Consider the following 24,195-nt stretch of genomic DNA (forward strand, 5'->3'; position numbering starts at 1 on the left):
GAATATTTGAAGAAGTATTCTAGCTTGGCAATACTGGCTGGGATTGGCGCTGGCAGGGGAGAGGTCCCGTCGTGAAAACGGCGGACATCATGGGCAGCGGCAACCTAATAGACTTCGTTCTAATCCAGAAAAAGCTATTAAAACAAGGGATTAAATTATGATCCGGCTTCGTAAACTGGTGCAGGCAATCGCGGCTGCTTCGGCATTGACCACGGGCATGGCGCATGCACTGGGGTTGGGAGACATCCACCTGCGTTCAGCCCTGAACCAGCCGCTGGATGCCGAGATCGACCTGGTCGAAGTTCGTGATCTTGCCCAGGGCGAGGTAATCCCCAAGCTGGCGTCGCCGGAAGACTTCAACAAGGCGGGCGTCGACCGCCAGTACTTCCTCACCGGCCTGAAGTTCACCCCGATCATCAAGCCGAACGGCAAGAGCGTCATTCGCGTGACCTCGGATCGTCCGGTCCAGGAGCCCTACCTGAACTTCCTGGTCGAGGTGCTCTGGCCCAATGGCCGCCTGCTGCGCGAATACACCGTGCTGCTCGACCCGCCGCTGTACTCCCCGCAGACCGCCGCAGCCGCTGCGCCTCGCGCACCCATGGCCGCTCCGGCACCGATTTCCCGCCAGCCTGCTCCGGTCGCGCCGCGTCCGGCCGCTGCGCCGTCCCCGCGTCCTGCTGCGGCAGCGGCGCCGGCTCCGCGCCGCCTGGATGGCAACGAATACCGTACCGGCCGCAATGACACCCTGTGGGAAATCGCAGCGCGTGCGCGTCCGAACAGCAGTGTTTCAGTCCAGCAGACCATGCTGGCGATCCAGGACCTCAATCCCGACGCCTTTCTCGGCGGCAATATCAACCGCCTGAAGAGTGGCCAGGTACTGCGCCTGCCGGATGCGGAGCAGATCAAGTCCCGCACGCAGCCTGACGCGGCCGCCGAAGTCACTCAGCAATACACCGCCTGGCGCGAAGGGCGCAGCCTGCCGACTGGCGGTGCCCGTCAGTTGGACGCCACGCCGCGCGCCAACGCTGGCGCCGCTCCTTCGCAAGCCGAGGAGAAGGACAGCCTGCGCCTGGTCTCCGGCGAAAACGGCAAGGCCAAGGGTGGCGACAAGGGCAGCAAGGATGGCAAGGCCATTGCCGAGAAGCTCGCCGTTACCCAGGAAAGCCTGGATACCACCCGCCGCGAGAACGAAGAACTGCAGAGTCGCATGGGCGACCTGAAAAGCCAGATGGACAAGCTGCAGAAGCTCATCGAGCTGAAGGATGCCCAGTTGGCGAAGCTGCAGAGCCAGCTCGGTACTGCGCCGCAAGGCGCAGCCCAGGCGCCGGCGGCGGATGCGTCCGCTGCTGCTCCTACTGCTCCCGCTCCTCAGCCCGCAGTGCCTGATCAACCTGCCGCTCCGGCCCAGCCCGCTCCGTCCGCTGCACCCGCTCAACCGAGCGAGCCGGCGGCGCCCGTCGCGCCTGAGGCCAGTGCGCCGGCCGCTCCGGAGACTCCGGCAGCGCCTGCTGCTCCGGCTGCACCGCCGGCTCCGGCCCCCGAGGCCGCCAAGCCGGCTGAGGTGAAACCGGCTCCGGCTCCCGCACCGGCTCCTGTCGAGCCCGTCGCGGAGAGCTTCATCGATGAGGTCCTGGCCAACCCGGTCTGGCTGGGCGCTATCGGCGGTAGTGCCGTGCTGGCGCTGCTGGTGCTGTTGATGGTGATTTCGCGCCGTCGGGCCGCCAAGGAGCGCGAGGAACTGGATGCCGCGGCTGAGGCGGACGAGCATGGCCTGGGTGGTGGTTTCGACCTGGGTGATGGCGATCTGGATTCCCTCGACGTCCCGCAGGCTGCCGAAGTGGCCGCTCCGGCGGCGTCGGCGCCCGAGCGTGTCGCCGCGCAGACCAGCGATGCCCTGGGCGAGGCGGATATCTACATTGCCTACGGCCGCTTCAACCAGGCTGCCGAACTCCTGCAGGGCGCCATCTACGACGAGCCGCAGCGCGCCGACCTGCGTCTCAAGCTGATGGAGGTGTATGCCGAGATCGGTGATCGTGAAGGCTTCGCCCGTCAGGAAAACGAACTGCGTGAGATGGGCGGCGCCGACAGCCAGGTCGAGCAGTTGAAGTCTCGTTATCCGGGCATGGTTGCTCTGGCTGCCGTGGGTGCGGCGGGCGCCGCCGCCGTGGCGGCTGCTGACGAGTTCGGCGGCTTCAGCCTGGATGACCTGCATCTGGATTCGCCGGCCCAGCCGGAACCTGCCGCCGAATCGGCTCCTCTGGCGGGGGATCTCGACGACGCCTTCGACCTGGCGCTGGATGATCTCGAGCTGGAAGACGACAAGCCTGCGGCGCCGGCCGAGAGCAAGGCCGACGACCTGTCGCTGAGCACCTTCGACCTGGACGACGACCTGGCATTCGACGCACCTGCCGCTGAGCCGGCCAAGGCGGACGACGACTTCGCCTTCGACCTCGACCTGGGGGCGGAGCCTGCCGCCAAGCCTGCGGACGTATCGCTGTCCGATGACCTGGCAGACTTTACCCTCGATCTGGAGAAGGACGCTCCGTCGTCCCCGGAAGAGGACTTCCTGTTGGGTCTGGACGATGACACCACGTCGCTGTCCGGTGTCAGTGAGCAGGAATTCTCCCTCGACAAGGATCATGGCGTGACGCAGTCCCTGGCCGACCTGCCGGATGACTTCGATCTCTCCCTGCCTGGCGAGGAGCACGAACCGGTCAAGGCTGACGACAGCTTCTCCGCCCAGCTCGACGAGGTGAGTGCGGAACTGGATCGTCTGGCTGGCGACGTCGAGGAGCCCAAGGCGCCGACGCCGGAGCTGGAGCCGGAAGCGAGCTTCGCGACGAATGATCTCGACGCTGCCGGCGAAAGTGCGGAGGAGGATGACGAGTTCGACTTCCTCTCCGGCGCCGATGAAGCCGCTACCAAACTCGACCTGGCGCGTGCCTATATCGACATGGGCGACACCGAAGGCGCCCGCGACATCCTCGACGAAGTGCTCGCCGAGGGTAACGACAATCAGCAGCAGGAAGCGCGTGAACTGCTCGGGCGCATCGCCTGAGCCGGAAGGCTCCAGATAGATGAGTGAAGCAATACCCCAAGCGGCAGCCGAAGTGGCTGCCGCTGGCGTTTCCAGGATTGCCCTGGGCGTCGAATACAAAGGTGCCCGTTATCGTGGCTGGCAACGCCAGGAAGACGGCGTGCCCTCCGTGCAGGCGGCGCTGGAAAAAGCCCTGTCGAAAGTGGCCGACGGGCCGGTCTCGGTGATCTGCGCCGGGCGCACCGATGCCGCCGTGCATGCCAGCGGACAGGTCGTGCATTTCGATACGGCTGTCGATCGCCCGCTGAAGGCCTGGATCATGGGCAGCAATGCCAACCTGCCGGCCGACATCAGCGTGACTTGGGCGAAAGTGATGCCGGCGCATTTCCATGCGCGCTTCACCGCCATGGCGCGGCGCTACCGCTATGTGATCTACAACGACCCGATTCGCCCGGCGCACCAGTCCGAGGAAGTCACCTGGAACCATCGCCCGCTGGACGTTTCGCGCATGCGCGAAGCGGCCAGGGCGCTGGTTGGCACCCACGACTTCACTTCGTTCCGCGCCGTGCAGTGCCAGGCCAAGTCGCCGGTGAAGACCGTGCATCACCTGGAGGTGATCGAGCATGGCCGCTTCATCGTGCTGGATATCCGCGCCAACGCCTTCCTGCACCACATGGTGCGCAACTTCGCCGGAGTGCTGATGACCATCGGTGCCGGCGAACGCCCGGTGGAGTGGGCGGGAGAGGTGCTGGCGGCGCGCGACCGTCGCGCCGGTGGCGTCACTGCGCACCCGTACGGGCTGTACCTGGTGCGCGTGGAGTACCCGGAAGAGTTCGAACTGCCCGAGCGTTATCTGGGGCCACATTTCCTTTCAAGTTTGCCCGATATCCTTGGCTGACGATGCCAGGGGCATTTGCTAACATCGATCGATCACTTGCCTGAAGGTTGCTGCATCTTGTCCGCCGTTCGCATCAAAATCTGCGGTATTACCCGAGTCGAAGATGCCCTGGCCGCCGCCGAGGCGGGTGCCGACGCGATCGGGCTGGTGTTCTACGCCAAGAGCCCGCGCGCGGTGAGCATCCAGCAGGCGAGGGCGATCGTCGCCGCGCTGCCACCCTTCGTCAGCACGGTCGGCCTGTTCGTCGATGCCAGTCGTTGCGAGTTGGGGGAGATCCTCGATGCAGTGCCGCTGGACATCCTGCAATTCCATGGCGACGAGACGCCCGAAGCCTGCTCGGGCTGGCGCAAGCGCTATCTCAAGGCGCTGCGGGTCAAGCCGGGCGACGACGTGACGGCGCAGATCGCGAAATATCCACAGGCCAGTGGTTTCCTCCTCGATACCTATGTGGAAGGCGTGCCCGGCGGGACCGGCCAGGCGTTCGACTGGTCGCTGGTGCCCAGGGATGTGAAGCGCCCCCTGATCCTGGCCGGCGGCCTGACGCCGGAGAACGTGGCGGACGCCATCGCCCAGGTGCGTCCCTATGCGGTGGACGTCAGTGGCGGCGTCGAGGCCAGCAAGGGCATCAAGGACGCGCAGAAGATCCGCGACTTCATCGCCCAGTGCCGGTCGGTGGCGTGACGCGGAATCTTCATGTGACGACGAGCGGACTGCCGCCGTCCACTACCCAATCGCTGCCTGGCAGCGCTGGGAATCGTTGGTGTTCATCGCCGGCGACCCGCATCGAGTGGTGTATTCGTGGCGACGCCTCTGGCGGCGCCTGTGTTTGCGAGGGGTTCGGGGCCTTGAGGCCGGAACCGCGACGATGAATTTGCTCAGGGACACGCGCATGGTTTCAGGCCGTGCCCCTGCACTGGAGACGAGAGCATGAGCAACTGGCTGGTAGACAAGCTGATCCCTTCCATCATGCGTTCCGAGGCGAAGAAGAGCTCGGTTCCGGAAGGCCTGTGGCACAAGTGCCCTTCCTGCGAAGCGGTGCTGTACCGTCCCGAGCTGGAAAAGACCCTGGACGTCTGCCCGAAGTGCGATCACCACATGCGCATCGGTGCCCGTGCCCGCCTGGACATCTTCCTCGATGAAGAGGGCCGCGAAGAGCTCGGTGCCGAGCTGGAACCGGTGGACCGCCTGAAGTTCCGCGACAGCAAGAAGTACAAGGACCGCCTGACCGCCGCGCAGAAAGACACCGGCGAGAAGGACGCGCTGATCTCCATGAGCGGCAAGCTGATGGGCATGCCGGTAGTGGCCAGTGCCTTCGAGTTCTCCTTCATGGGCGGTTCGATGGGCTCCATCGTCGGCGAGCGCTTCGTGCGTGCCGCCAACTATGCGCTGGAGCATCGTTGCCCGATGATCTGCTTCTCCGCCTCGGGCGGTGCGCGCATGCAGGAAGCGCTGATCTCCCTGATGCAGATGGCCAAGACCTCCGCCGCGCTGGCCCGCCTGCGCGAAGAAGGCATCCCGTTCATCTCCGTGCTGACCGACCCGGTTTACGGCGGCGTTTCCGCCAGTCTGGCGATGCTCGGCGACGTGATCGTCGGTGAGCCGCGCGCCCTGATCGGCTTCGCCGGCCCGCGTGTGATCGAGCAGACCGTGCGCGAGAAGCTGCCCGAAGGCTTCCAGCGCAGCGAGTTCCTGCTGGAGCACGGCGCCATCGACATGATTGTTCACCGTTCCGAAATGCGCGAGCGGCTCGCCAAGCTGCTGGCCAAGTTCACCCACACTCCAAGTACCGCGCTCGCAGGATGACCCAACGTACCCTTGCCGACTGGCTCAGCTACCTCGAACAACTCCACTCCACCGCGATCGACATGGGGCTGGACCGCTCCCGTGAGGTAGCCGGCCGGCTGGGCCTGGGGCGCCCCGCGCCCCGCGTGGTGACCGTCACCGGTACCAACGGCAAGGGTTCCACCTGCGCCTTCCTTGCCGCCATGCTTGGCGAGCAGGGTCTGCGCGTCGGCGTATACAGCTCGCCGCACCTGCTGCGCTACAACGAGCGCGTGCTCATCGAGGGCGTCGAAGCCCGCGATGAAGCGCTCTGCGAAGCCTTCGCCGCCGTCGAGGCGGCCCGTGGCGAAATCTCCCTGACCTACTTCGAAATGGGCACCCTCGCGGCCTTCTGGCTGTTCGAGCGCGCAGGCCTTGACGCCGTGGTGCTGGAAGTCGGCCTGGGTGGCCGCCTGGATGCGGTAAACCTGATCGATTCCGACGTCGCCGTGGTTACCAGCATCGGTATCGATCACGCCGACTGGCTGGGCGATACCCGCGAAAGCGTGGCCTTCGAGAAGGCCGGTATCTTCCGCGCCGGCAATCCCGCCGTGTGCGGCGACCTGGAGCCGCCAGCGCCGTTGCTGGAACAAGCGCGTAACCTGGGTTCGCCGTTGCTGCTGCGTGGTCGTGATTTCGACCTGGCGCTGGGCGAGGGCGACTGGCACTGGCGCGGTCGCGATGCCGCCGGGGAAGTCCTGACCCTGCATAACCTGCCGCCACTCGATCTGCCGACGGAGAACGCGGCACTGGCCTTGCAGGTCTACGCCCTGCTGGACCTGCCGTGGCAGCCCGAGCAACTGGCTGCCGCCCTGCAGCGCACCCGGGTCATCGGGCGCCTGGATCGTCGCAGCGTGCAATGGCGCGGTGAAGAGCGCCATCTGCTGCTGGATGTGGGGCACAATCCGCATGCCGCGCAGTACCTGGCCGGCCGCCTGCGCTCTGCGCCGCCCAAGGGTGTGCGCCGTGCCGTTTTCGGCCTGCTGGCGGACAAGGATCTGGACGGCGTACTGGAACCCGTGCTCGGCTTGGTGCAGGATTGGGCCGTCGCGCCGCTGCCCACCGGTCGCAGTCGGCCGGCGGAAGAGCTGGAAACTGCGTTGCGCGCCCGTGGCGCGAGCGTCAGTCGTCACGCGGATATCGCCGCGGCGCTTGAAGCGCAGTGCAATGCGGCTTCGGCGGACGACGAGATTCTGGTGTTCGGTTCGTTCTACAGCGTGGCGGATGCCCTGGAGTGGCTCGTCAGGGCTGCTCGATAAGGAAAAGGGGAGTGATCCATGGCCTTGCTCGATAAGGGGCTCAAGCAGAGGGTTGTCGGCGCGCTGGTGTTGTTGGCGCTGGCCATCATCTTCCTGCCGATGCTGTTTACCCGCGAGGACGAGATGCGTCAGGTCGTGGTCGAGGCGCCGGTAATGCCCAAGCCGCCGGCCATGCCGAGCGTCGAGGTGCAGCCCACCGAGGTGCCGGAGCCGCAGGCGGAAGAGGCTGACACCGCTGCGCAGCCGGAGGCCGCCCCCGCGCCGTCCGCGCCGATCGCCAGCCTTCCCGCGCAGCCGGTACCCGCTGCGCCGGCGCCCAAGCCTGCCGCTCCCGCACCGCAGCCGCAGCAGACCCAGGCCAGCGCCGCGCCCAAGGCGCCAGCTCCGGCCCCGGCTCCCGCTCCTGCCCAGCGTCTGGATGCCAGCAATCTGCCGGTCAGCTGGTCGGTGCAGCTGGCCAGCCTGTCCAACCGCGCTCGCGCCGACGAACTGCAGAAGCAACTGCGCAGCCAGGGCTACAACGCCTACGTGCGCAGCTTCGACGGCATGAACCGGGTATTCGTCGGTCCGGTGGTCGAGCGCGCCGAGGCGGATCGCTTGCGCGACCAGTTGGGCAAGCAGCAGAAGCTCAATGGCTTCGTGGTGCGCTTCCAGCCTGAGCGTGGCTGAGCCGGTTCGTTAGCTTTACTCAATCAGCCCCATGTCAAACTGGGGCTCCGCTAAATCGAAGGCCTCTGCTAAAATGCGGGGCCTTTCCGTTTCTGGGCCGCAACGTGGCATTTACCTGGGTCGATTGGACGATGATCGGCATCATCGTCATTTCCAGCCTGATCAGCTTGAGCCGAGGCTTCGTCAAGGAAGCCCTGTCGCTGGTCACCTGGATCGTAGCCGGTGCGGTCGCCTGGATGTTCGGCGGCGCGCTGGCCGAGCATCTCGCACCCTACATCCAGCTGCCCTCCGGGCGTGTCATTGCTGCCTGCGCCATTCTTTTCGTCGTTACGCTGCTGCTGGGCGCACTCGTCAATTTCCTCATCAGCGAGCTGGTGCGCGTGACCGGCATGTCTGGCACCGACCGCGTGCTCGGCATGGTCTTCGGTGGCGCCCGTGGCGTGTTGCTGGTGGTGCTGCTGGTCGGGCTGCTGAGCCTGGCGCCGGTGCAGCAGGACCCATGGTGGCAGCAATCTGTGCTGCTACCGCATTTCCTGATCGTCGCCGACTGGTCGAAGAACACCATTCTGACTTTTGCCGGGCATTGGATGTCCGGCGTTACCATCGCTCCGCCGTCCGGAGCGGGTACTTTGCTGCCGGCCCAGTGAGGGGCAGGTGGAGGCGACGGGAAGCCGTCGCCGTAACGGCAGGTCCGGTGGATACTGCCGAGTAACGGATTGTTTTAGCCTGAAACCAACTAGGGGTTGCGTCGCATGTGTGGCATCGTCGGTATCGTGGGCAAGTCGAACGTCAATCAGGCGCTCTATGACGCGCTCACCGTTCTCCAGCATCGTGGCCAGGACGCTGCGGGGATCGTCACCTGTCAGGATGACCGCCTGTACCTGCGCAAGGACAACGGCCTGGTCCGCGACGTCTTCCAGCAGCGCCATATGCAGCGCCTGGTCGGCAAGATCGGTATCGGCCACGTGCGCTACCCCACCGCGGGCAGCTCCAGCTCCGCCGAGGCGCAGCCGTTCTACGTGAATTCGCCCTACGGCATCACCCTGGCGCACAACGGCAACCTGACCAACGTCGAGCAGTTGGCCAAGGAAATCTACGAATCCGACCTGCGCCACGTGAACACCAACTCCGACTCGGAAGTGCTGCTCAACGTGTTCGCCCATGAGCTGGCGGTGCGCAACAAGCTGCAGCCCACCGAGGAAGACGTCTTCGCCGCCGTGGCCGGCGTGCACGCCCGCTGCGTCGGCGGTTATGCCGTGGTGGCGATGATCACCGGCTACGGCATCGTCGGCTTCCGCGACCCGCATGCGATCCGCCCGATCGTCTTCGGCCAGCGCCACACCGAGAACGGCGTGGAATACATGATCGCCTCGGAAAGCGTGGCCCTGGACGTCCTCGGCTTCACCCTGATCCGCGACCTGGCGCCGGGCGAAGCGGTATACATCACCGAAGACGGCAAGCTGTTCACCCGCCAGTGCGCGGCCAACCCGCAGTACGCGCCGTGCATCTTCGAGCACGTGTACCTGGCGCGTCCGGACTCCATCATGGACGGCATCTCGGTCTACAAGGCGCGCCTGCGCATGGGCGAGAAGCTGGCCGACAAGATCCTGCGCGAGCGCCCGGACCACGACATCGACGTGGTCATCCCGATCCCGGACACCAGCCGCACCGCTGCGCTGGAACTGGCCAACCGCCTGGGCGTGAAGTTCCGCGAAGGCTTCGTGAAGAACCGCTACATCGGCCGTACCTTCATCATGCCCGGCCAGGCCGCGCGCAAGAAGTCGGTACGCCAGAAGCTCAACGCCATCGAGCTGGAATTCCGCGGCAAGAACGTGATGCTGGTGGACGACTCCATCGTCCGTGGCACCACCTGCAAGCAGATCATCCAGATGGCCCGCGAGGCCGGCGCGAAGAACGTCTACTTCTGCTCCGCCGCCCCGGCGGTGCGCTATCCCAACGTCTATGGCATCGACATGCCGAGCGCCCACGAGCTGATCGCCCACAACCGCAGTACCGAAGAGGTCTGCGAGCTGATCGGCGCCGACTGGCTGGTCTATCAGGACCTGCAGGACCTGATCGAATCCACCGAGGGCGGCAAGATCAAGATCGAACACTTCGACTGCGCCGTGTTCAACGGTGAATACGTCACCGGTGACGTCGACGAAGCCTATCTGGACAAGATCGAGCAGGCGCGCAACGACGCGACCAAGACCAAGGCCAGCGCCGTCAGCGCCATCATCGATCTCTATAACGACTAAGGAGAGCAGGGCATGGCTCAGGAATGGGAAGCCGGCCGGCTGGACAGCGACCTGGAGGGTGTCGGCTTCGACACCCTCGCGGTGCGCGCCGGCCAGCGTCGCACCCCGGAGGCGGAACACGGCGAAGGCCTGTTCACTACTTCCAGCTACGTGTTCCGCAGCGCCGCCGATGCGGCCGCGCGTTTTGCCGGTGAAGTGCCGGGCAACGTCTATTCGCGCTACACCAATCCCACGGTGCGCACTTTCGAGGAGCGCATCGCCGCGCTGGAAGGCGCCGAGCAGGCGGTGGCCACCTCCACCGGCATGTCGGCGATTCTTTCCCTGGTGATGAGCCTGTGCAGCGCCGGTGACCATGTGCTGGTCTCGCGCAGCGTATTCGGTTCGACCATCAGCCTGTTCGAGAAGTACTTCAAGCGCTTCGGCATCGAAGTGGACTACCCGCCGCTGAGCGATCTTGCGGCCTGGGAAGCGGCCTGCAAGCCGAACACCAAGCTGTTCTTCGTCGAATCGCCGTCCAACCCGCTGGCCGAACTGGTGGACATCGCCGCCCTGGCCGATATCGCCCACGCCAAGGGCGCGCTGCTGGCGGTGGACAACTGCTTCTGTACCCCGGCGCTGCAGCAGCCGCTGAAGTTGGGTGCGGATGTGGTGATCCACTCCGCAACCAAGTACATCGACGGCCAGGGCCGCACCATGGGCGGCGTGGTCGCCGGTCGCCGCGCGCAGATGGAGCCCGTCGTCGGCTTCCTGCGTACCGCCGGCCCGACCCTGAGCCCATTCAACGCCTGGATCTTCATCAAGGGTCTGGAAACCCTGCGCGTGCGCATGCAGGCCCACAGCGCTTCGGCCCAGCAGGTCGCCGAGTGGCTGGAGCAGCAGCCGGGCGTGGAGCGCGTGTACTACGCGGGTCTGCCCAGCCATCCGCAGCACGAACTGGCCAAGCGTCAGCAGAAGGGCTTCGGTGCGGTGGTGAGCTTCGAGGTGAAGGGCGACAAGGCTGCGGCCTGGCGCTGCATCGATGCCACCCGGATGATCTCCATCACCACCAACCTGGGTGACACCAAGACCACCATCGCCCACCCGGCCACCACCTCCCATGGTCGCCTGTCGCCGCAGGAGCGCGAGAACGCCGGTATCCGTGACAACCTGATCCGCGTTGCCGTGGGCCTGGAAGATGTCGCTGACATCACGGCCGACCTGGCGCGGGGCCTGGCTGCCCTGTGAGCGCGACGGAACTCTTCGGCAATGGCCGCGTCGCCCTGGTAACGGGTGCGGCGCGTGGCATCGGCCTGGGCGTTAGCGCCTGGCTGATCGCCGAAGGCTGGCAAGTGGTGCTGGCGGACATCGACCGCGAGCGCGGGCCGAAAGTGGCCCAGGCACTGGGTGAGCGGGCCGGTTTCGTGGCGCTGGACGTGGCCAACGAGGTGCAGGTGGCGGCAGCGGTCGCTGAGGTGATCGGCCAGTACGGCCGTCTCGATGCGCTGGTGAGCAACGCCGCCATCGCCCGGCCGCACAACACCCCCCTTGAAGGCCTGGGCCTGAACGAGTGGAACCGCGCCCTGGCGGTGAATCTCACCGGCCCGATGCTGCTCGCCAAGCACTGTGCGCCATACCTGCGCGCGCACAACGGCAGCATCGTCAACATCGCCTCGACCCGGGCACACCAGTCCGAGCCGAATTCCGAAGCCTATGCGGCGAGCAAGGGCGGTCTGCTGTCGCTGACCCACGCCCTGGCCAGCAGCCTGGGGCCGGAGATTCGCGTCAACGCGATTTCCCCGGGCTGGATCGATGCCCGCGACCTGCGCGTGCGGGAGGCCGAGCCGTTGACCGAGCTGGACCATGACCAGCACCTGGTCGGCCGGGTCGGGACGGTGGAAGACGTTGCGGCGGCGGTTTCCTGGCTGGTCGGCGAGGGGGCCGGATTCGTCACCGGGCAGGAACTGGTGATCGATGGCGGCATGACGTGCAAGATGATCTACCTCGACTGAGTGTCGAGCGTGGAAGAGGAGGGCGGCCTGAGGCCGCCCTTTTCTTTTGTGGCTCCGAGCGTGGGCTGTTTGCGAGCTAGCTCGCTCCTACAAGAGCACACGCGGTCCTTGGCCCTGTAGGAGCGCGCTTGCTCGCGAACCTGGGTCCGCACCGAGGCTGGTAACCGCACGCCGAACTTTTTTCGCGGAAAATGAAAAAAAGTTCAATCAGGGCATTGACTTAGGATTCGTCGGCTGTAGAATGCGCCCCACTTCGAGACGAAGGGTGATTAGCTCAGCTGGGAGAGCATCTGCCTTACAAGCAGAGGGTCGGCGGTTCGATCCCGTCATCACCCACCACTCTCGCAAGTTACGCGCAGCGGTAGTTCAGTCGGTTAGAATACCGGCCTGTCACGCCGGGGGTCGCGGGTTCGAGTCCCGTCCGCTGCGCCATTTCCCCCTCCTTGGTTCCTACCCCGAACCGGCTTGTCGAGCGAACAGCTCCAGGCGCAAGGAGGTTGCTGTACCGGACGCAAGTCCAACCGACACGCAGCGGTAGTTCAGTCGGTTAGAATACCGGCCTGTCACGCCGGGGGTCGCGGGTTCGAGTCCCGTCCGCTGCGCCATATTCGAAAGCCCTCAGGTAGCAATACCTGAGGGCTTTTTCGTTGCGCACGGAAAAATCCTCGCTATCTCTCTGTAAGAAGCTGTCACGGTCTGGTCACCTTACGCGTCTAGCTTTTTCCTCGTGGTCTTTGCTAAAACCGGATCGAACGGTCAGGAGAAAGCCAATGGACGACTATCAGGAAGAACTGCTGGAACTGCGCGCTGTGGAACAGGATCTGCCGGAGCCGGCCGACGACGCCACGGAGATGTGATCAGGCGCTGTGACGCTGGGCGCGGCGGAATTCCCCAGGCGTCTGCCCGCTCCAGCGCTTGAAGGCGCGCTGGAAGGCCTCGGCCGAGGCGAAGCCGAGCAGGTAGGCGATTTCGCCGAAGGCGAGGTCGGTGTCGCGGATGTAGATCATCGCCAGGTCGCGGCGGGTGTCGTTGAGGATGCTGCGGAACTGCGTGCCTTCCTCGGCCAGCTTGCGCCGCAGGGTCCAGGTCGGCAGCTTCAGGCGCGCGGCGACTTCCTCCAGGTCCGGCTCGCGGCCGTTGAGCATCGGCCCCAACAGCTGGGCGACGCGCTCGCGCAGGCTGCGTGTGCGGGTCATCTGCTCCAGTTCCTTCTCGCAGATTTCCAGCAATTGCCGCCAGGTGCTCGGGCAGTGCTCCGGGTTGCTGCGCGCCAGGGCTGACTGATCCAGGCGTAGCTGGTTGTGTTCCGCGCCGAACTCCACCGGACAGCCGAACATCTCTTCGAAGCGCGACGCCCAGGCGGGCGCCGGATACTCGATCTCGACCTTCTCCGGGCGCAGCGGCTGCACGCCGATGCTGCCGAGCATGCTTACCCAGCCGGCCAGCACCGAATCCACCACGAAGCGATTGTAGGCGTTGTACGGACTGATGGAGTAGAAGCGCAACCAGGCGCCGCTGGCGTCCTCGATGAAATTGCTGTGACCGCGATAGTTGTGCGCGTACAACGTCTCGAAGCGGATCAGCGCGCGAGCGGCGGCGCGAACGTTGGGCGCCTGCGCCGCGGTGACGCCGGCCAGGCCGCTCTGGCTCGGGCGGCTCAACTGGCCCATGCGCAGGCCCAGGGCGGGGTCGCCGCTCTGCTGGATGGCGGCATGCCCCAGGCGCATGTAGCGGGGGATCGACAGGCGCGCGCCCGGCTCGCCAAGGCGTGCAGCGTCCAGTCCATATTGTTCCAGCAGCGGTTGCGGCGCGACGCCGCTTTCCGCCAGTGCGTCGGCGAGGCTGTGGACGAAGCCCACGGACAAATCGCCAAGACGCATGGTCGGACGGCTCATAGCCAGAGGTTGATCAGGCGGGCGCCCGGACCGTCCGGCGCCAGGGTGTGGCTGTCGCCGCTGACCACCAGGCTGCGGCCGTCGCTGCCCAGGTCCCAGAGGTGACCACGCAGGAACACCGTGATGCCGGCACGGGCGCCGCTTGCGCCGATGCGGCCGGCCAGGGCCAGGCGCTCCCAGGCTTCGCCCTCGGTCAGCTCGCCGGGCTTGAACTTGACGTCGGTCGGCGTGGCGGCGCCGTTGTAGCCCTTCCAGGGCTTGCTCCAGTTGCCATTGCCGGTGAGGAAGGCCGGCACCGCGATGAAGTCCGGCTTGTTCGCCGCCAGCGCGGCGTAGCCCGCCGGGTACCAGCTGTCGGCGCAGATCAGCACGCCCAGGCGTCCGGCGGGAGTCTGCAGGACTTGCAGGTCGTCGGCGTCGCTGCCGCGGGTAAAGCGTTTCTCTTCGTCGATGGGGAACAGCTTGCGTTGCGGCTTGCCCAGCGGCAGGCCGTCGCTGCCAAAGACCTGGCTGACGTTGTAGAGACGGCCGTTGCCGGTGCGGATCTGCCCTTCGACGATCCGTGGGTTGGGCAGGACGATGGAGCCGGCGACGATGGTGACGCCGAACTCCCGGGCCAGGCCGCCGAACAGCGTCTGGTAGTCGTGGGCCATGTCCACCGCCTTCATGCGGAACAGGGCGTCGGCCATGCGGTCCTCGCTCTTGGCGCCGAGCCAGCCACGCGCCACTTTCAGCGGGTTGCTGGCGACCATCCACTCCATGGCTTCGGCCAGGTGCTCGGTCTGGTAGACCTCGGGCTTCTCGCCGGCTGCCACCAGCCAGGTGCCGATGTGCTCGGGGAAGACCACCACGGTGCGTGGGTTGATCAGACCCTCGTCGCGAGCCTTGGCCAGGTAGGCGTGGAATTTCAGGCGCAGGCGCTCGACGCTCTGGTAGTCCTGGGTGAAGAGTTCCGGCTGCACGCCCAACAGGTTGCCGCGCTCGGACGGTTCACCCTGGTTGAGCGCGACCTGGCTGCGCAGGTCGGAGAGGTAGTGGCCCACCGGGCGACGCTCTGCCCAACCGGCATAGCCGGCGAACAGGATCACCAGGATAAGGAAGATCAGCTTGCGCATGAGGAGCGTGTACTCAATAGGTGCAGCACAGGGTAGGGGTTGGGCCGTCCGTTGCCAAGTCGCTGTGTCATCTTCGATCAGTAAGTTGTTACTTTTGATCATTGAGCGGGCCAGGGTGGCTCCTTAGAGTCTGCCCCATACCGACCGCACCCCGTGCCGCCCGTTCCACGCGCGAGCCGAGGGGGCGGCGCCACCGTGACTGCTGGAGGACGTATGACCGCCCCTTATCCGCACCTGCTCGCCCCCCTGGACCTCGGCTTCACCACGCTGCGCAACCGCACCCTGATGGGCTCCATGCACACCGGTCTGGAAGAGAAGCCTCAGGGCTTCGAACGCATGGCGGCCTACTTCGCTGAGCGCGCCCGTGGTGGCGTCGGCCTGATGGTCACCGGCGGCATCGGCCCGAACGAGGAAGGCGGCGTGTATTCCGGCGCGGCCAAGCTGAGCACTCCGGAAGAGGCCGAGAAGCACAAGGTCGTCACCCAGGCGGTGCACGAGGCGGGCGGCAAGATCTGCATGCAGATCCTCCACGCTGGCCGTTACGCCTACAGCCCCAAGTCCGTGGCGCCCAGCGCCATCCAGGCGCCGATCAACCCGTTCAAGCCGCGCGAGCTGGATGAAGAGGGCATCGAGAAGCAGATCGCCGACTTCGTCAATTGCTCCAGCCTAGCCCAGGTGGCCGGCTACGACGGCGTCGAGATCATGGGTTCGGAAGGCTACTTCATCAACCAGTTCCTGGTCGCGCACACCAACCAGCGCACCGACCGCTGGGGCGGCAGCTACGAAAACCGCATGCGCCTGCCGGTGGAGATCGTCCGCCGCGTGCGCGAAGCCGTGGGCCCAAACTTCATCATCATCTATCGCCTGTCGATGCTCGACCTGGTGGAAGGCGGCAGCACCTGGGACGAGATCGTCCTGCTGGCCAAGGCCATCGAGAAGGCCGGCGCCACCCTCATCAACACCGGCATCGGCTGGCACGAAGCACGCATCCCGACCATCGCCACCAAGGTGCCGCGCGCGGCCTTCACCAAGGTCACCGCCAAACTGCGCGGCGAGATCGGCATCCCGCTGATCACCACCAACCGCATCAACACTCCGGAAGTGGCCGAACAGGTGCTGGCCGAAGGGGATGCCGACATGGTGTCCATGGCCCGCCCGTTCCTCGCCGACCCGGACTTCGTCAACAAGGCCGCCGAAGGCCGCGCGGACGAGATCAACACCTGCATCGGCTGCAACCAGGCGTGCCTGGACCACACCTTCGGCGGCAAGTTGACCAGCTGTCTGGTGAACCCGCGTGCCTGCCACGAGACTGAGCTGAACTACATCCCGACTACACACGTGAAGAAGATCGCCGTGGTCGGCGCCGGCCCGGCCGGTCTGTCCGCCGCCACCGTCGCCGCCGAGCGCGGCCACGAGGTGACCCTGTTCGACGCCGCCGGTGAGATCGGCGGCCAGTTCAACGTCGCCAAGCGCGTGCCGGGCAAGGAAGAGTTCTACGAGACCCTGCGCTACTTCAAGCGCAAGGTGGAGACCACCGGCGTGCAACTGCGCCTGAACACCCGTGTCAGCGTGGACGACCTGGCCAAGGGCGGCTTCGACGAGATCATCCTCGCCACTGGCATCACCCCGCGTACCCCGGCCATTCCGGGCATCGAGAACGCCAAGGTGATCAGCTACCTGGACGCCATCCTCGAGCGCAAGCCGGTGGGTCAGCGTGTGGCGGTGATCGGCGCCGGCGGCATCGGCTTCGACGTCTCCGAATACATCACTCACGACGGTGAATCCACCAGCCTAGATCGCCACGCCTTCTGGAAGGAGTGGGGCATCGACGAGAGCCTGGAGGCTCGTGGTGGTGTCGCCGGCATCAAGCCGCATCCGCATGCGGCGGCGCGCCAGGTGTTCCTGCTGCAGCGCAAGAAGTCCAAGGTCGGCGACGGCCTGGGCAAGACCACCGGCTGGATTCACCGTACCGGACTGAAGAACAAGCAGGTGCAGATGCTTAACAGCGTCGAATATCTCAAGGTCGATGACGATGGCCTGCACATCAGCGTGGCCGGCGGCGAGCCGCAGGTGCTGCCGGTGGATACCGTGGTCGTTTGCGCCGGCCAGGAGCCGCTGCGCGAGCTGCATGACGGCCTGGTGGCCGCTGGGCAGCGCGTGCACCTGATCGGTGGCGCCGACGTGGCCGCCGAGCTGGATGCCAAGCGCGCTATCAATCAGGGCTCGCGCCTCGCCGCTGAACTCTGAGCCGTAAGTCCCTAAACACAGGCCCCGGAAAGTTCCTCCGGGGCCTGTGTTTTTTGCGGAATGACAAACTGCATCACAGATTTATCTCGCCGCTCGCCCGGTTAACCTGACCGGCAGGTCGGGTGCCAACCCAGTCACATTGCCTGCGACATTATTTCCCCTAGACTGGTCCGGATGTCAGGGCATTCCTGCCATCAGGGTGCCACTTTCCTACGGCATCATTTCCCAGACTTCCTCCCGCACAGGCCCAGAGGTCAATCGATGAGCATGCAGAAGAAGCCTCAGATGGTGGAAGCCGTGGTCTTCTTCAATGACCGTGGCGTTTGTAAGGAAATGCTCTACCCCGAATTCGAGGCGCTGCTCGACAACGTCGTGCAGATGCCGGATCTCGCCGAGCAGCAGGTACGCCTGGCCTATGTGCTGATCAACCCGCGCCTGCTGGTCAAGACGGCAGTCTTCTTCTACCTGGACTTCGACGAGAACGGCGAGGCTGATCGCGGTTGGAACCTGCCCCTGCGCAACCTGGCCGAGCGCGCTGGCCGTGGCCCGGACTTGGGCGCCGGCCCGATTCGTCTGGCCTGCCGCAGTCAGTGCCCGGTGTCCTGGCACCAGATGCACCTGTGGGACCCCGTTCTTGAAGGTGACAGCAATCACCTGGCGCAGCTCCGCGCTGCGGCGAAGCGCAACAACCTGGGGGTGCTGGTCGAAGAGGAGCCGGCATCCGTCGAGCCGCAGCGCCTGCAGATGGCGGCTGAGCACCAGTGGTACGCACCCTCCGAGGAGGAATCCCGGGAAACCGCCGAGAAGCTCGCGCGGGAGATGCTCCAGGAGCACCAGCAGAAGACCGCCGAACTGCTCGACCAGCACGAGACCCGCCTGTCGCAGATCAGCGAGCAGCACGAGCAGGAGCTCAACCGCCTGAAGCTCGGTGCGCAGGAGCAGGTCAAGGTGCTGCAGGCCGAGGTTTCGGCGCTGCGAGAAGGGCTCAAGCGCGAAGAAGACATCAACGCCGACCTGCGCCGCGAACTGGACGGGCAGGTCAGCGGATTCCAGCGTGGCCGCGAAGAACTGACCGCCCAGTTGCGGCAGATCGAGGAGAGCGGCCGCGACGAGATGGAGCAGTTGCGCCAGCAGATCGAAGATGAGGCCAAGGCCCGTATCGCCGCACTGGAGACTCAATACCAGCAGCAGGTTTCCGTCCGCGACGCGGAACTGGGCTATCGCAACGAGCTGGGGCAGCGATTGCAGCAGGAGAGCCAGCAGCTTCAGCAGGAAAACCAGAAGCTGCGCAAGGAGACCGAAAAGCAACGCCGGGAACTCGATCAACTGCGTCGGGACATCGAGCAGTTACGCCAGGAAAGCACGCAGCTACAGCAGGAGAGCGCGCAACTGCGTGAGCAGGCCCTACAGGCCGAGCTGCTGCAACAGAGCGTCGAGAACCTGCGCCAGGAGCTGGCTTTGCAGTCTACCAAGGCGGCGGACAGCTCGATGCTGGAGCGCCTGGCCGGCCAGGGCGTGGTTTTCGTGGTCTATCATCCGGGCGCCGGCCACCTGACCCTGTCGCTTGGGGATGTCACCCGCTATCAGGAAAACCCGATGGCCTTCGCCGCCGCCAAGTGCTTCGTCTCCGAAGACCAGTACCGCCAGTGGCTGGCGCATTACCAGCAGCCGACCTGCGAGGGGCGGCTGTCCAACGGTGACCGCTGTGCCCTGCCGATCGACCGTGTGGAGACACCCGGACGTTTCGTCGAAGGCGACAGCAACTGCTGCGCCCGCCACAAGACCGCTGGCCGCCTGCGCAGCGTGACCACGGCTTAAGCGGACGCTTTGCAGTACCCTGACTGGCGCCCCGTCGCACCGCTGCAACCCGTTCACCTGGACTGGCTGGAGCGCGCCGGCGTCGAGCTGGCGTTGCTGCGCCTGGACCAGGTCGACGCCCTCATCTGCGGCAACAAGTGGTTCAAGCTCGCGCCTTATCTGAAGCAGGCCGCCGATCTCGGTCTCGATGGTGTAATGAGCCTGGGTGGCGCCCATTCCAATCACCTTCACGCCCTGGCCGCAGCCGGCGCCCGTTTCGGTTTCCGCACCGTCGGGCTGCTGCGCGGCGAAGAGCAGGACAACCCCACGATTGCCGACCTGCGCCAGCTCGGTATGCAATTGCACTGGCTGGGTTACGGCGGCTATCGCCGGCGCCATGAGCCGGACTTCTGGATGCCCTGGCGCGAGCGCTATCCCGGATTGTTGCCGGTGGGCGAGGGTGGCGGCGGTCTGCCCGGTGCGCGGGGCTGCGTGTCGCTGGTGGCGATGATTCGCGAGCAGTTGGCGGGCATTGGCTGGTGGGATTATCAGCAGCTGTGGGTCGCCTGCGGCACCGGTACGACGCTGGCCGGTCTGGTGCTGGGCGAGAGCGGCGCGCATCCGCTGGTGGGGGCGTTGGCGGTACCGCCGGGGCATGGCGTCGAGGAACAGGTGCCCGCGCTATTGGCGCAGGCGGGAGTCGAGGCGTGCGGCTACCGCCTGATCGACGCCAGCCGGGGTGGCTTTGCGCGGATCGACCCGACGCTGGCGCGTTTCATCCTGGACAGCGAAGCTGAATGCGGCGTGCCGCTGGAGCCGATGTACACCGGCAAGCTGCTGCTGGCGCTGCACGATGAGGTCGCCGCCGGGCGGGTCGCGCGTGGTAGTCGCATAGTTGCCGTGCATACGGGGGGCCTGCAGGGGCGGCGGGCCATGCAGGAACGCCTCCTGGCGCTGGCCGCTCAGCGCGAATAGCCGCCGTGCACCCGCGGCCAACGGTCGCCCACCAGAAACAGACGCTCCTGTTCGCGCCAGCGCCCGTCCTGGAACGCCAGGCGGACCAGCAGTTGCGGGAAGCCGTCCTCCGGCAGCTCCGTCAGCCAGTCGTCAAACTGCGCGGCGGTCCAGCGCTCATCGGCGTCGTACGCCGCCGGTGCCAGCCAGTGTTTTCGCGACAGTACCTGCCAGCCCTCGGGGTGTAACTCCTGATAGCGCGGCCATTCCTGGCGGTGCAGCCAGCGGCCGTGCAGGTGATGCTCGCTGGCGCCCGCGGGCGGCGGGCAGCGCGCTGGCCAGGGGTAGAACAGGTAGCCGCCGAGCCAGAGCCCGGCCGAGGGCGTGGCCTCGCTGAACTCGCGAACCACGCACATGCCTTCGAGCGTCGCCGAGAGCGGCAACTGGTGCTGGTAGAAGTGCTCGATCTTGCGTAGCAGGTGGTCTTCGGCGCCGGGACCGAGCCAGGCGTTGGGTCCATCCTCGCTGGGGCCGAGGTAGAGCTTGATGGCCAGTTCCAGGTGATGCAGGCCGTCGTCGTCTTCCAGCAGCAGGTCCAGTTCACCCAGGGTGTGGCCGTTGTCGCGCACCGGCAGGTTGGCGGCCAGCAGGCGCAGGTCAGGCGCCTGTTCCAGGGCGTATTGCCAGAGGCGCTCATAGTAGCGGCCGAGGCGCTGGTGGGGTGTGCTCTGCAACTGTTCCAGCAGGTGTGCGGGCGAGTGTTCCTGGGCGCGCAGCCAGTCGGCCAATCGCGACGGCTCGGCGAGCCAGCGGCTGGCCGTCAGCGGGTGGCGCAGGGCTGGGCTGCCCGGATTGAGCAGCGGCGGGGAGAGCAGCGTCCAGGCCAGATCGCGGACTTGTGGCTGGCGCAGCTCGGTCAGCAGTTCGTTCAGGAGTGGGGTCAGAGCGCTCATCCCTCTAGCCTAGCCGCTCAGCTCGCGCTGCGGTTTGCCGCTGCTTCGGCGTTTCGCCCATAATTCCGTCATTCCCGCATCGCAAAGCCGCCCGGAGTCCCATGGAACCCTTTCGCAACATCGGCATCATCGGCCGCCTGGGCAGCACCCAGGTCCTGGAAACCATCCGTCGGCTGAAGCGCTTCCTCATCGAACGCCATCTGCACGTGATCCTCGAGGACACCATCTCCGAGGTGCTGCCCGGCCACGGCCTGCAGACCTGCTCACGGAAAATCATGGGCGAGATCTGCGACCTGGTGATCGTGGTCGGCGGTGACGGCAGCATGCTCGGCGCGGCGCGCGCCCTGGCGCGGCACAAGGTGCCGGTGCTGGGGATCAACCGTGGCAGCCTGGGCTTCCTCACCGACATCCGCCCGGACGAGCTGGAAACCAAGGTCGCCGAAGTGCTCGGCGGCCAGTACATCGTTGAGAGCCGCTTCCTGCTCGACGCCCAGGTGCGCCGCCATGGCGAGTCCATCGGCCAGGGCGATGCGCTGAACGACGTGGTGCTGCACCCCGGCAAGTCCACGCGGATGATCGAGTTCGAGCTGCACATCGACGGCCAGTTCGTCTGCAGCCAGAAGGCCGACGGCCTGATCGTCGCCACCCCGACCGGCTCCACCGCCTACGCGCTGTCCGCCGGTGGGCCGATCATGCATCCCAAGCTCGACGCCATCGTCGTGGTGCCGATGTATCCGCACACCCTCTCGGGACGGCCCATCGTGGTCGACGGCAACAGCGAGCTGAAGATCGTCGTCTCGCCGAACATGCAGATCTACCCGCAGGTGTCCTGTGACGGCCAGAACCACTTCACCTGCGCCCCCGGCGACACCGTCACGGTGAGCAAGAAGCCGCAGAAGCTGCGCCTGATCCACCCGATCGACCACAACTACTACGAGGTCTGCCGGACCAAGCTGGGCTGGGGCAGTCGCCTCGGGAGCAGCGAGTGATGGAACTCGACCCCTCACGCGGCTATGACCTGATCGGCGACATCCACGGCTGCGCCAATACCCTGGATTACCTGCTGGAGCGCATGGGCTACCGGCTGCAGGGTGGTGTCTGGCGGCATGCGCGGCGGCAGGCACTGTTCCTGGGTGACATCATCGACCGTGGGCCGCGCATCCGCGAGGCGCTGCACCGGGTGCACGACATGGTCGCCGCCGGCGAAGCGCTGTGCATCATGGGCAACCACGAGTTCAACGCCCTTGGCTGGTCGACCCCGGCGGCGCCCGGCAGCGGTCGGCAGTACGTGCGCGAGCACACGCCGCGCCACGCCCGGCTGATCAAGGAGACCCTGGACCAGTTCGAAGGCCATCCGGCGGACTGGCGGGATTTCCTCGGCTGGTTCCAGAGCATGCCGCTGTTCCTCGACGCCGGACGCTTCCGCATGGTCCACGCCTGCTGGGACCACGACGTGATCGACGCGCTGCGCCAGCAGTTCCACGACGGCCGCATCGACGAAGCCTTCCTCAAGGCCACTGCCGAGCCGGGCAGTTTCGCCCAGCAGGCCTGTGACCGCCTGCTGCGTGGCACCGACATGCGCCTGCCCAATGGCCTGACCCTGACCGGCAGCGATGGCTTCACCCGTTCGTTCTTCCGCACCAAGTTCTGGGAGGAGGACCGCGCACCGGAAACCTACGGCGACATCGTGTTCCAGCCTGATGCGCTGCCTGACGAAGTGGCCAGCGAGCGCCTGAGCGACGAGCAGAAGTCCCGCTTGCTGACCTACGGTGCCGACGAGCCGTTGCTGTTCGTCGGTCACTACTGGCGGCGCGGTACGCCCGCGCCGATCCGGCCCAACCTGGCCTGCCTGGACTACAGCGCGGTGATGTACGGCAAGCTTGCGGCCTATCGGCTGGACGACGAGACCCGTCTGGAGCGGAGCAAGTTCGTGTGGGTGGACGTGAAGCGTCCGGAGGGCGATGCGTGAGTGTGGTTGAAGCGATACGGCTGCCGGCGGCGGTCGACCTGGGCGAGTTCGTCAACCTGCTGCGGCGCCTCAATGTCCCTTTCCGGGTCAGCGAGGAATCGGGTGAGCAGGTGCTCTGGGTGCCCAATGCCCAACTGGCCGAGCAGGTGCGCACGCTGTACGAGCGTTATCCCCAGGGTGACCCTCAGTTCAGTGTGCAGGCCGAGCGCCGGCGTGGCGGGCCCGGGTTCCTGGAACAGCTGAAACTGAGCTGGATGACTGCGGCGGTGCTGCTGGTAACCTGCGCCGTTGCCGCCGTGACCCTGCTCGGTACCTACCCGGAAACCCTGCGCTGGCTGACCTTCCAGGATTTCCGCCTGGTCGGCGAGGACCGCGTGATGTTCCTGCCGCTCACCGACACCCTGGCGGCGGGGCAGTGGTGGCGGCTGTGGACGCCGATGCTGATCCACTTCGGCTGGCTGCACCTGGCGATGAACGGCATGTGGTACTGGGAGCTGGGGCGGCGCATCGAGTACCGCCAGGGCGCCGGGATGCTGCTGGGCCTGAGCCTGGGCTTCGGCCTGGTTTCCAACGTCGTGCAGTATGGCGTCAGCGGGCCGAGTCTGTTCGGCGGTCTCTCCGGCGTGCTCTACGGTCTGCTCGGTCACTGCTGGATCTTCCAGCGCATGGCGCCGACCCCGGCCTACCAGTTGCCCAAGGGCGTGGTGGCGATGATGCTGATCTGGCTGCTGGTATGCCTGTCCGGGGTGATCGACCTGCTCGGCTTCGGCTCCATTGCCAACGGCGCGCACGTGGGCGGGCTGGTGGCGGGCTGCCTGAGCGGCCTGATCGGCGGATTGCTGGCGCGCCGCGCGGGGCACTGAAGCTGCCTCCTCGCCGGGGCGGAACCTGTAGGAGCGAGCTTGCTCGCGAACCGCCCGGCTCCACAGTGCCCGGCGAGTCCGTTCGCGAGCAAGCTCGCTCCTACACGGAATCAATCACCTACCGCCTGACCTCTGTTCGTGCGCCAAAGCCTTCGGCCCGGTAGAATGCCGGCTTCGTTTTTCTCCAGCAGGAGCCGGCCCATGTCGTCCTTCGCCGAAATGATCCAGAACATCACCCCCGAGCTTTACGAGAGCCTCAAGCTCGCCGTGGAAATCGGCAAGTGGCCCGATGGCCGCAAGCTGTCCCAGGAGCAGAAGGAACTGTCGCTGCAGGCCGTGATCGCCTGGGAGATGAAGAATCTGCCCGAAGACCAGCGCACCGGCTACATGGGCCCGCAGGAATGCGAATCCCACGCCGAGCCGATCCCGAACATCCTGTTCTCGACCAATACCCTGCATTGATGGCCGCTTT

General features: G+C 66.0%; 20 protein-coding genes and 3 tRNA genes. 20 read left to right on the plus strand and 3 right to left on the minus strand.

Annotated elements, in window-relative coordinates:
• Positions 1–157 precede the first annotated feature (157 nt).
• The 13 genes from O6P39_RS08475 to O6P39_RS08535 all read left to right on the plus strand — a co-directional run bounded on the left by O6P39_RS08475 (position 158) and on the right by O6P39_RS08535 (position 12,535).
• Positions 158–3,058: a FimV/HubP family polar landmark protein gene (locus tag O6P39_RS08475; RefSeq protein ID WP_275610914.1), complete on the plus strand. Its 2,901-nt coding sequence runs from the start codon at positions 158–160 to the stop codon at positions 3,056–3,058.
• 19 nt (positions 3,059–3,077) lie between these two features.
• On the plus strand, positions 3,078–3,935 hold the full coding sequence (truA, locus tag O6P39_RS08480; protein WP_275610915.1) for a tRNA pseudouridine(38-40) synthase TruA: 858 nt from the start codon (positions 3,078–3,080) through the stop codon (positions 3,933–3,935).
• A 57-nt stretch (positions 3,936–3,992) separates the two neighbouring features.
• Complete coding sequence (locus O6P39_RS08485) at positions 3,993–4,616, plus strand: phosphoribosylanthranilate isomerase (protein ID WP_275610916.1); 624 nt, start codon at positions 3,993–3,995, stop codon at positions 4,614–4,616.
• Positions 4,617–4,862: 246 nt separating this feature from the next.
• Positions 4,863–5,738 carry an acetyl-CoA carboxylase, carboxyltransferase subunit beta gene (gene accD, locus O6P39_RS08490; RefSeq protein WP_275610917.1) on the plus strand — a complete coding sequence of 292 codons (876 nt, stop codon included), beginning with the start codon at positions 4,863–4,865 and terminating at the stop codon, positions 5,736–5,738.
• Positions 5,735–7,015 carry a bifunctional tetrahydrofolate synthase/dihydrofolate synthase gene (gene folC, locus O6P39_RS08495; RefSeq protein ID WP_275610918.1) on the plus strand — a complete coding sequence of 427 codons (1,281 nt, stop codon included), beginning with the start codon at positions 5,735–5,737 and terminating at the stop codon, positions 7,013–7,015. Before accD ends, folC begins: the two co-directional genes overlap by 4 nt.
• Positions 7,016–7,033: 18 nt before the next feature.
• Complete coding sequence (locus tag O6P39_RS08500) at positions 7,034–7,684, plus strand: SPOR domain-containing protein (protein WP_275610919.1); 651 nt, start codon at positions 7,034–7,036, stop codon at positions 7,682–7,684.
• 104 nt (positions 7,685–7,788) lie between these two features.
• Positions 7,789–8,331 carry a CvpA family protein gene (locus O6P39_RS08505; protein WP_207884323.1) on the plus strand — a complete coding sequence of 181 codons (543 nt, stop codon included), beginning with the start codon at positions 7,789–7,791 and terminating at the stop codon, positions 8,329–8,331.
• 105 nt (positions 8,332–8,436) lie between these two features.
• Complete coding sequence (purF, locus tag O6P39_RS08510) at positions 8,437–9,942, plus strand: amidophosphoribosyltransferase (protein WP_275610920.1); 1,506 nt, start codon at positions 8,437–8,439, stop codon at positions 9,940–9,942.
• A 12-nt stretch (positions 9,943–9,954) separates the two neighbouring features.
• Positions 9,955–11,166, plus strand: a complete 1,212-nt coding sequence (locus O6P39_RS08515) for an O-succinylhomoserine sulfhydrylase (RefSeq protein WP_275610921.1) — start codon at positions 9,955–9,957, stop codon at positions 11,164–11,166.
• On the plus strand, positions 11,163–11,930 hold the full coding sequence (locus O6P39_RS08520) for an SDR family oxidoreductase (protein ID WP_275610922.1): 768 nt from the start codon (positions 11,163–11,165) through the stop codon (positions 11,928–11,930). Before O6P39_RS08515 ends, O6P39_RS08520 begins: the two co-directional genes overlap by 4 nt.
• A gap of 263 nt (positions 11,931–12,193) precedes the next feature.
• A tRNA-Val gene (locus O6P39_RS08525) sits at positions 12,194–12,269 on the plus strand.
• 16 nt (positions 12,270–12,285) lie between these two features.
• Positions 12,286–12,362: transfer RNA gene (locus O6P39_RS08530), tRNA-Asp, on the plus strand.
• Positions 12,363–12,458: 96 nt separating this feature from the next.
• Positions 12,459–12,535 (plus strand) — tRNA-Asp (locus O6P39_RS08535).
• Positions 12,536–12,787: 252 nt separating this feature from the next.
• Here O6P39_RS08535 and O6P39_RS08540 read toward each other — a convergent pair.
• Together O6P39_RS08540 and O6P39_RS08545 are read right to left on the minus strand one after the other, a co-directional pair.
• Entirely contained in the window at positions 12,788–13,825 is a 1,038-nt protein-coding gene (locus O6P39_RS08540) for an AraC family transcriptional regulator (protein ID WP_275610923.1), read from the minus strand.
• A complete protein-coding gene (locus O6P39_RS08545) occupies positions 13,822–14,940 on the minus strand; it encodes a carbon-nitrogen hydrolase family protein (protein WP_275610924.1) in 1,119 nt (372 codons plus the stop codon). The genes O6P39_RS08540 and O6P39_RS08545 overlap by 4 nt, the downstream gene beginning before the upstream one ends.
• 213 nt (positions 14,941–15,153) lie before the next feature.
• Here O6P39_RS08545 and O6P39_RS08550 point away from each other — a divergent pair, with 213 nt between their 5' ends.
• The 3 genes from O6P39_RS08550 (at position 15,154) to O6P39_RS08560 (ending at position 19,959) form a co-directional block, all read left to right on the plus strand.
• Complete coding sequence (locus O6P39_RS08550; RefSeq protein ID WP_275610925.1) at positions 15,154–17,187, plus strand: NADPH-dependent 2,4-dienoyl-CoA reductase; 2,034 nt, start codon at positions 15,154–15,156, stop codon at positions 17,185–17,187.
• A gap of 261 nt (positions 17,188–17,448) precedes the next feature.
• On the plus strand, positions 17,449–19,005 hold the full coding sequence (locus O6P39_RS08555) for a chromosome partitioning protein ParA (RefSeq protein ID WP_275610926.1): 1,557 nt from the start codon (positions 17,449–17,451) through the stop codon (positions 19,003–19,005).
• A 42-nt stretch (positions 19,006–19,047) separates the two neighbouring features.
• Positions 19,048–19,959: a pyridoxal-phosphate dependent enzyme gene (locus O6P39_RS08560; protein ID WP_275611921.1), complete on the plus strand. Its 912-nt coding sequence runs from the start codon at positions 19,048–19,050 to the stop codon at positions 19,957–19,959.
• On the opposite strand, the gene O6P39_RS08565 is transcribed toward O6P39_RS08560, so the two are convergent.
• On the minus strand, positions 19,947–20,891 hold the full coding sequence (locus O6P39_RS08565; protein ID WP_275610927.1) for a DUF1853 family protein: 945 nt from the start codon (positions 20,889–20,891) through the stop codon (positions 19,947–19,949). The two genes, O6P39_RS08560 and O6P39_RS08565, sit on opposite strands and share 13 nt — an antisense overlap.
• A 101-nt stretch (positions 20,892–20,992) precedes the next feature.
• Between O6P39_RS08565 and O6P39_RS08570 the strand changes: the two genes are divergently transcribed.
• The 4 genes from O6P39_RS08570 to O6P39_RS08585 all read left to right on the plus strand — a co-directional run bounded on the left by O6P39_RS08570 (position 20,993) and on the right by O6P39_RS08585 (position 24,185).
• Positions 20,993–21,880, plus strand: a complete 888-nt coding sequence (locus O6P39_RS08570) for an NAD(+) kinase (RefSeq protein ID WP_152224645.1) — start codon at positions 20,993–20,995, stop codon at positions 21,878–21,880.
• Positions 21,880–22,860: a metallophosphoesterase gene (locus tag O6P39_RS08575; protein WP_275610928.1), complete on the plus strand. Its 981-nt coding sequence runs from the start codon at positions 21,880–21,882 to the stop codon at positions 22,858–22,860. The genes O6P39_RS08570 and O6P39_RS08575 overlap by 1 nt, the downstream gene beginning before the upstream one ends.
• The gene (locus O6P39_RS08580; protein WP_275610929.1) at positions 22,857–23,723 is read left to right on the plus strand and encodes a rhomboid family intramembrane serine protease; all 867 of its coding nucleotides are present in this window, start codon (positions 22,857–22,859) and stop codon (positions 23,721–23,723) included. The genes O6P39_RS08575 and O6P39_RS08580 overlap by 4 nt, the downstream gene beginning before the upstream one ends.
• 201 nt (positions 23,724–23,924) lie before the next feature.
• Entirely contained in the window at positions 23,925–24,185 is a 261-nt protein-coding gene (locus O6P39_RS08585) for a DUF1315 family protein (RefSeq protein ID WP_275610930.1), read from the plus strand.
• Positions 24,186–24,195: the final 10 nt, after the last annotated feature.

This window comes from Pseudomonas sp. PSE14 (assembly GCF_029203285.1).
Lineage (GTDB): Bacteria > Pseudomonadota > Gammaproteobacteria > Pseudomonadales > Pseudomonadaceae > Pseudomonas.

Coding starts and splice junctions, on each gene's coding strand:
- O6P39_RS08515 (WP_275610921.1), top strand. CDS start 9,955: ATGGCTCAGGAATGGGAAGCCGGCCGGCTGGACAGCGACCTGGAGGGT.
- truA (WP_275610915.1), top strand. CDS start 3,078: ATGAGTGAAGCAATACCCCAAGCGGCAGCCGAAGTGGCTGCCGCTGGC.
- O6P39_RS08565 (WP_275610927.1), bottom strand. CDS start 20,891: ATGAGCGCTCTGACCCCACTCCTGAACGAACTGCTGACCGAGCTGCGC.
- O6P39_RS08545 (WP_275610924.1), bottom strand. CDS start 14,940: ATGCGCAAGCTGATCTTCCTTATCCTGGTGATCCTGTTCGCCGGCTAT.
- O6P39_RS08475 (WP_275610914.1), top strand. CDS start 158: ATGATCCGGCTTCGTAAACTGGTGCAGGCAATCGCGGCTGCTTCGGCA.
- O6P39_RS08555 (WP_275610926.1), top strand. CDS start 17,449: ATGAGCATGCAGAAGAAGCCTCAGATGGTGGAAGCCGTGGTCTTCTTC.
- O6P39_RS08585 (WP_275610930.1), top strand. CDS start 23,925: ATGTCGTCCTTCGCCGAAATGATCCAGAACATCACCCCCGAGCTTTAC.
- folC (WP_275610918.1), top strand. CDS start 5,735: ATGACCCAACGTACCCTTGCCGACTGGCTCAGCTACCTCGAACAACTC.
- accD (WP_275610917.1), top strand. CDS start 4,863: ATGAGCAACTGGCTGGTAGACAAGCTGATCCCTTCCATCATGCGTTCC.
- purF (WP_275610920.1), top strand. CDS start 8,437: ATGTGTGGCATCGTCGGTATCGTGGGCAAGTCGAACGTCAATCAGGCG.
- O6P39_RS08540 (WP_275610923.1), bottom strand. CDS start 13,825: ATGAGCCGTCCGACCATGCGTCTTGGCGATTTGTCCGTGGGCTTCGTC.
- O6P39_RS08500 (WP_275610919.1), top strand. CDS start 7,034: ATGGCCTTGCTCGATAAGGGGCTCAAGCAGAGGGTTGTCGGCGCGCTG.
- O6P39_RS08570 (WP_152224645.1), top strand. CDS start 20,993: ATGGAACCCTTTCGCAACATCGGCATCATCGGCCGCCTGGGCAGCACC.
- O6P39_RS08575 (WP_275610928.1), top strand. CDS start 21,880: ATGGAACTCGACCCCTCACGCGGCTATGACCTGATCGGCGACATCCAC.
- O6P39_RS08550 (WP_275610925.1), top strand. CDS start 15,154: ATGACCGCCCCTTATCCGCACCTGCTCGCCCCCCTGGACCTCGGCTTC.